We start from the raw sequence: 6,535 nt of genomic DNA on the forward strand, positions 1-6,535 counted from the left end.
CTGCTGCCCCTCCAGCGGCCGCGCCAACCCCCGCGCCGCCCCCGCCACCCACGTTGACGGACATTCGGCAGGTGCAAATCCAGATTTGGATCAGCCAGACGGACGAGGCTGGGCTGCGTGAAATTGGCTCGAACTTGAACTACACGCGGTTTGTTCGCGGCGAAGAACAAAGCGGATCGCTGGAACGTGTTAGAACGGAGACGTTCAGTCCGTCTTCTCGCGACCTGCGCGCGACGCTTCCCGCGCCAGACAGCAACACCTATCCCGATAATGTCAGGCTTACACCTGAGTCGGATACCGCGTGGACCCCCGGGAACACAATCATCCCCGACCCAACCCGCCCCGGCGAATTCCTTATCAATGCGCAGCGCGGCGCCGGGCTGACATACTCGATCCTCGACACGGGCCGCGGTACCATTGATGGAATCTTGCGGGGAATCGAGACGACTTCGGACTCCGATCTGATATCGAAACCGGAACTGATTGTGGCCAATAACGGCATGGCGGAAATCCGCTCCGGCGACGAAATCCCGTTTCAGACGGTCCAGTACACGACGGCGGTCCCAACACTCAAGATTACGTGGCGCAGCCTCGGCGTCAACATCCAAATACAGGCTTCGATACGCGCGCCGGACTTGATTGGAATCACGATTCCCAATCTCGACGTGAGCGATCGCTTGAAGGAAACGCCTATCCAAGGCTTGCAGGTGCCGGTTTTCTCGGCGCGGCGCCAGATCGGTTCGGTAATCGTTCCAAACGCGCAGACGCTGGTTATCGGCGGATTATCGAGCCGCGTCATCCGCAGGACGGAGCGGCGGGTCCCGTTTATCGGGGGTCTGCCCGTGATCGGTTTGCCGTTCCGCTCCCGATCGAACGACGCCGTTAACAGTCAGTTGCTCATCTTCATTTCGCCTACCATCATCGATCTTCGTACAATGAAACCGGAGATGGAAAGCGCACTCAACTTCTGGCAAGGGAAAGAATGGGAGAACAGCGAGCAACTGCAGCAGGAAGTGCAACTAATGAACGAGGACTTGTAGAAAGCTCCTCGTACGTGCGCGAATTTCTCCGGCAGTATCTCGTACCCGCATTGTGCGGCGCCGCGCTTGCACTCGCTTTTCCGACCTACCACATCTATCCTCTCGCGTGGGTAGCGCTGGCGCCGCTCGTCAGGCGAACACACTCGATGACGCCGCGCGCTGCCGGCATGCAGTTCTTCGTCGCGGGATTCGTCTTCCACCTCGTCTTGCTTCAATGGCTGATGAGCAATGTCTACTGGGCGGGTGGCTGGGCATGGTGGGGTTACGTCGCGCTCTCGTTTATTCTCGCCATGTTCTGGTTCGTAACGGGCGCGGCGTGGCGATTTATGGCTTCGAAACTAACTTGGGTCCCGCGCGAACTGTTACTCCCGATCGTGTGGGGCGCAATGGAATTCGTGATGTCGTTCGCGTTCACCGGGTTCGGTTGGAGCGCTATCGCGTACTCGCAGGCAAGTGACTTGTGGTTGGCGCAATGGGCGGCGATCGGCGGGGTCCCGCTCGTGAGCGCATTTGTCGTTACGTTTAACGCGCTACTCGCCGAGGCGTGGGCCGAGAAGCGGGCGCGCATCCTCCGTGCCGGCACTGCAGTCGTGATGCTTTTCATCACACACGGCATCGGCGCGATGATGATGGGCACACCGAACTACGAAAGCCAGCCGCTCAAAGCGGCCATCGTGCAGGCTGACTTCCCGCTCGAAATGAAATGGGACCCCGAGTACGCCGTTGACATGGTCCGCAACGCCGCCGACAAATCGCGCGTACTGACGAACGGCGAAAATATCGACCTCATCGTGTGGCCCGAAGCGTTGATCATGGAGGACATCGAAACGCCGGGAATCATCGACGAAGTGTCAACGCTCGCGCGTGACTCCGGCGCGTATCTGTTCGCCGGCGCGCACCGCACGAACCCGGAAACGGACGGCAGCATGAACGCAGCATACCTCGTCGATCCCGATGGCGTGGTCGCGGATTATTACGACAAAATTCATCTTGCGCCGTTTGGAGAATATGTCCCGTTGAGAGAGTTCGTGCCCTTCATCGGCAAGGTCGTGCCGGCGATTGGCGATATCGAGCACGGTACGACGTTGAAGACCTTTGAGACCAAAGGGCGCGAGCTGGGCCCGTTGATTTGCTTTGAGGTCTTGTTCCCTTGGATGTCGGAAGCGCTGCGCAACGAGGGCGCAGACTATCTGGTAGTTGTCACAAACCTGGGATGGTTTGGGAGAAGCAATGCAATAGCGCAGGAACTCGAGGTGGCGCGCATGCGCGCAATCGAGACACGCCTGCCGCTAGTCCATTGCGCGAACACCGGCATCTCAGGCGTTTTCGATCCGTGGGGACGGTTCTCCGTCGTCAACGTGTACTTCCGCGATGCGACCCATTGGTTTGACGCGGAGATTGCGAGCAACAGTGACGTAATCATGTCACGGTTCGGCGGTGTATTCCCCGTGGCCGCGCCTGTCGATAGGCCCATGGGCAGCGGACCGAGCGTAGTCCCAAACGTCTTTCTGGCACTTGCGCTTACGCTCACTGCGCTGTCATGTGCACTTGCATGGATTCACAAACGCCGCCATCGACAAGACTGATGCTTGAACTCCGCGCGCTGGCGCTATTGCCGTTGGCCGCCTGAAAGAATCAGCGTCTGCCCAGTGACCCACCCGGAATCGTCCGACGCAAAGAACACGGCGGCCTTGGCGATGTCCTCGGGTTGCCCAATTCTACCCAGCGGGGTTGTTGCTTCGATCTGCTTGCGAAAATCGCTTTCGGCAAACCCGACAGCGTGCAGCCCCTCGGTTTCGACCATTCCAGGATTGATCGAATTGATTCGTATTCGTTTTGGGCCGAGTTCCTGCGAAAGCGAGACCGTAATGGCGTCAACAGCGGCCTTCGTCGCGCTGTAAACCGACCCCGTCGGCACGGGCATTTGCCCGACAATCGAACTGATGTTGATAATCGAACCGCCATTCCCGTCGATATGCTTCACGGCCTCCTGCGTAGTAAGGATCAGGCCGAGCACATTCAGGTTGAACTGTTTGTGGAAATGCTCCGGCGTCACTGCTTCCAGCGGAAGAAACTCGAAGATACCCGCGTTGTTCACCAGTATGTCGAGTTTGCCGTAGGCGGACTTCGCCGCCGCGAACAAGCGGGTGATGTCCTCCGGCGTCGAGACATCGGCCTGAACGGCGATGGCCTTCCCTCCCTTATCGGTAATGCGCTTTACAACGGCATCCGCCGCGGACTTGCTGCTCGCGTAATTGACAACAACCGACGCGCCCTCGGCCGCGAGATGTTCCGCAATAGATGCGCCGATACCTTTCGACGCCCCGGTTACTACCGCAACTTTTCCCGCGAGTTTTCCCATGGCGGAATTGTATCCTTATCATTGTTGGACGAATCTTCGGATTTGGTGCGCCTCGATGACGCGCCTGTTCTGTGTTCCAACCAAAACAGCCGATAATGAATGCTTATTCCGGAGCCGGACGGTGCGGGCGGAAACGCATCGAGTTCGCTTGATTGGGTGTCTCACGAGTGCTACGCTCCGGCTCATTTGTAAACAATAAGATTCTCCGCGTTCCTATGACTGACAAAAGCGATCGGCATGGTCTCTCGAAGTTCGCCGCGATCTTCGCGTTAGGCACGATGTTGAGCCGCGTGCTCGGCCTCGTACGCGACGCACTGCTCGTCACATTGGTGCCGGTTGGCCCTCGCGAAGCCTTTTTGTTCGCCTTTCGGTTGCCGAACATGTTGCGCGATATCGTGGGTGAAGGCGCCGCGAACGCGGCCTTCATCCCTGTGCTTTCCGAGACGCTTGAGAAGAGGAAGGATAAGGCGTTCCGCGACGTAGCGGCGGCGGCGTTTGGAACAATGCTCCTCGTGTTGGGCGCCGTCGTGGCCCTCGGCGTAGTCTTCGTGCCCGAGATGCTCGACGGCATCAATGCACTGCAACCCATCACCGGCGGAAAGGTGTACTCCGCCGGCGAAATCGAGCTCCTTACTGCGCTTGGCCGCTGGACGTTTCCCTACATCTTCTTCATCGGTATCGCGGTGTATTCGATGGCCACGCTGTTTACCGTCAAGCACTATTCGACGCCGTCGTGGGCCCCCGCTCTCTTGAACGTTGCGATGATCGTTTGCGTCGTCGCTTCCACGCAAATCCAGGTCGCGCCCGCATGGGCGCTGGTAATTGGCGTGTGGATTGGAGGCATCGCCCAAGCGGCCGTGCAGTACGTCGCGATGGGCCGTTACGCCGGCGTATGGAAGCCAACATTTCACGTAAGGCGCAAGGAAGTGCTTACGATGTTCGCATTGCTTGGGCCGGTCATTGTCGGACAGGCCGCGGGCGAGGTGAACAAACTCGTCGACCTCACCTTCGCATACAAAAGCGAGGCGGGCGCCGTAACGTGGTTGTACTCCGCAAACAGGCTGGTCCAGCTCCCGCTGACGATATTCGGTTTCGCGACCGCGGCGGCCGTTTTGCCCGCGGCCACACGCGCCGCCGCGCGCAACGATTTCGGCGAAATGCGCGACGTCATCATGCAGGGACTGCGCCAAAGTTTCTTTATGGTGGTTCCGTCGATGGTTGGATTGATGGTGCTTGGCAAGCCCATCGTGAAGCTGCTCTTCGGGTGGGGCGAATATGGCAGCGACTACGACATCACGAATACGGCTATCGCGACCGCAATCTACGCCGCGGGCCTCCTTTCGTTTGCGTGGGTAAAGGTAACCATTTCGGGCTTCTTCGCGGTAAAAGACACGCGGTCTCCCGTCATTATTTCGACGGGTTGCATCGCACTGAGCATTTTGTTGTGCGCACTTTGGGTGAAACCATATGGCTTCAAGGGCCTGGCCTGGGCAACGACAATTTCCTACACGGCAAATTTTCTCGCGCTGTTCGCGTTACTGAGCGCACGGCATGGCGCGCTGTGGGACGGTCCGTTTATAACCGCGCTGGTAAGGATGACGGCCGCGACGGCCGGGATGGCGGCGGCGGCCTATGCGGCCTATGCCGGCATGCTACGAGTCATGCCCGGTGACGCGATCATGGAACGCATGGCGCACACCGGAGTGCCCATCGCGGCTGGGGTAATCGCATTCCTCGCGTTGTCGTGGATGTTCGGCGTAAGCGAACTCCACAGTTTCGCGCAACTCGTTACGCGACGGTTCGCCAAGCGCTAGCGGGTTTCAAGGTCGGCTGCACCACGTGCTCGTGCCCCTGGTCGTCATCGTACTCGATTCTTCGACTATCGAGTGCAAGCACGACCCTCCTTTGCCCTCCGAAGTAGCGGGGCTACAGAGGACGGGTGATGACTCACAAGAAAGCGCACGAAACAGCCCGTATGCTCAAACTTAAATTGCTCTGGAATGCCCTACTTCCGCTTTGCGTCGTCCGCCGTAATGACGCCGTCTTTGTTTCGATCGGCTTGATCGAACGCCTCGCGCGGGAACCCCGCTTTCGCGGTAGTCAATTCCCCGAACGTCAGCTTGCCGTCTTTGTTCGAATCCGACTCGAGCAGTTTGGCGAGGTTCTCGTCAATTCCCTGCCTGCTATCGCGATCGGCTTGCGCGCGATCCGCCATTGACAACACGCCATCCGAGTTCTTATCCAACTCGTCGAAACGCTCGCGCGGGAACTTCGGATAGACTGCCTGCATCTCTTCATACGTAATCAGGCCGTTGCGGTCCGTATCGGCTTTTCGCGCGAACTGCGCAACACTTGTGTCTTTCCCGATGTCGCCCGGCTTCGTGGGAATCGCACCTCGGTCGCGAGCCGACGGGAGTTCGTCCGTGGTTATCGCGCCGTCGCTGTTCGCGTCCAATTGCCGGAAGCGCTCCTCGGGGAATCGCGGCGCGAGGGCGTGAACTTCCTCCCACGTGACACGGCCGTCTTGGTCCCGATCCGCCTTCTTAAAGAGCTGGCCTGGCTCCCCGCCCGGCATCCGTGCAGGCGCAGGGGCTGCGCCCGGTTTCGGTTTCGGGTCGCTGATGACACGTTCGTCCGGCGAGAGGTAACCATCGCCGTTCTTGTCGCGCGCCTTGAATTTCGCCTCGGTGATGTTTGGGAACACGGCCTTCACTTCGTCGAAGGAGACTCTCCCATCGCCATCTGCGTCAATCTTGTCGGGTGCGGCTCGCTTGGCCGGCTTTTGCTTGGCCGTGGCGGCATCGTCGGCATGGCCGGCGACGGCGGCGACAGCTAGAGCGCCGGCCAAGAGTAGAATCCAAGGGCGGTTCATGTGCATATCTCCTCAGAATTCGCAGTTTCTCGCAACGATCACTCAAACACGAACCGGGCCGAGAAGTTCCACTAGCAAAATTTAGGGACAGACTACGAATTAATTTCCTATAGCCCTAGTATTCTGGTATTCTTCAGAGCGTCGCCTTGCGTCGTAGGTTTGGGCTGAGGTTTGCGCCCGCGTTTGCGGGGCTGCAGGAGACGTCCGACGAGACCCTCGAGTTGTGCAAGGAACTCTTTTCCGCCGCAGGGGCGGCCCGTC

The 6,535-nt window shown here is 59.1% G+C and carries 5 protein-coding genes; 3 read left to right on the plus strand and 2 right to left on the minus strand.

The genetic code is table 11. The features are described from left to right. Together HUU46_25290 and lnt are read left to right on the plus strand one after the other, a co-directional pair. The coding region (locus tag HUU46_25290; protein ID NUM56958.1) for a type II and III secretion system protein at window positions 1-1,040 on the plus strand (1,040 nt) is incomplete at its 5' end. A 14-nt stretch (window positions 1,041-1,054) separates the two neighbouring features. Beyond that, on the plus strand, window positions 1,055-2,626 hold the full coding sequence (lnt, locus tag HUU46_25295; GenBank protein NUM56959.1) for an apolipoprotein N-acyltransferase: 1,572 nt from the start codon (window positions 1,055-1,057) through the stop codon (window positions 2,624-2,626). A 23-nt stretch (window positions 2,627-2,649) separates the two neighbouring features. Here the strand turns inward: lnt and HUU46_25300 are convergent, their stop codons facing one another. Continuing rightward, complete coding sequence (locus HUU46_25300; GenBank protein NUM56960.1) at window positions 2,650-3,402, minus strand: glucose 1-dehydrogenase; 753 nt, start codon at window positions 3,400-3,402, stop codon at window positions 2,650-2,652. Between the two features lie 215 nt (window positions 3,403-3,617). On the opposite strand from HUU46_25300, the gene murJ reads away from it, so the two are divergent. Next, window positions 3,618-5,216, plus strand: a complete 1,599-nt coding sequence (gene murJ / locus HUU46_25305; protein ID NUM56961.1) for a murein biosynthesis integral membrane protein MurJ — start codon at window positions 3,618-3,620, stop codon at window positions 5,214-5,216. A 191-nt stretch (window positions 5,217-5,407) separates the two neighbouring features. Here the strand turns inward: murJ and HUU46_25310 are convergent, their stop codons facing one another. Continuing rightward, entirely contained in the window at window positions 5,408-6,274 is an 867-nt protein-coding gene (locus HUU46_25310; protein ID NUM56962.1) for an EF-hand domain-containing protein, read from the minus strand. Window positions 6,275-6,535: the final 261 nt, after the last annotated feature.

The organism is Candidatus Hydrogenedentota bacterium, from assembly GCA_013359265.1.
GTDB lineage: Bacteria > Hydrogenedentota > Hydrogenedentia > Hydrogenedentales > SLHB01 > JABWCD01.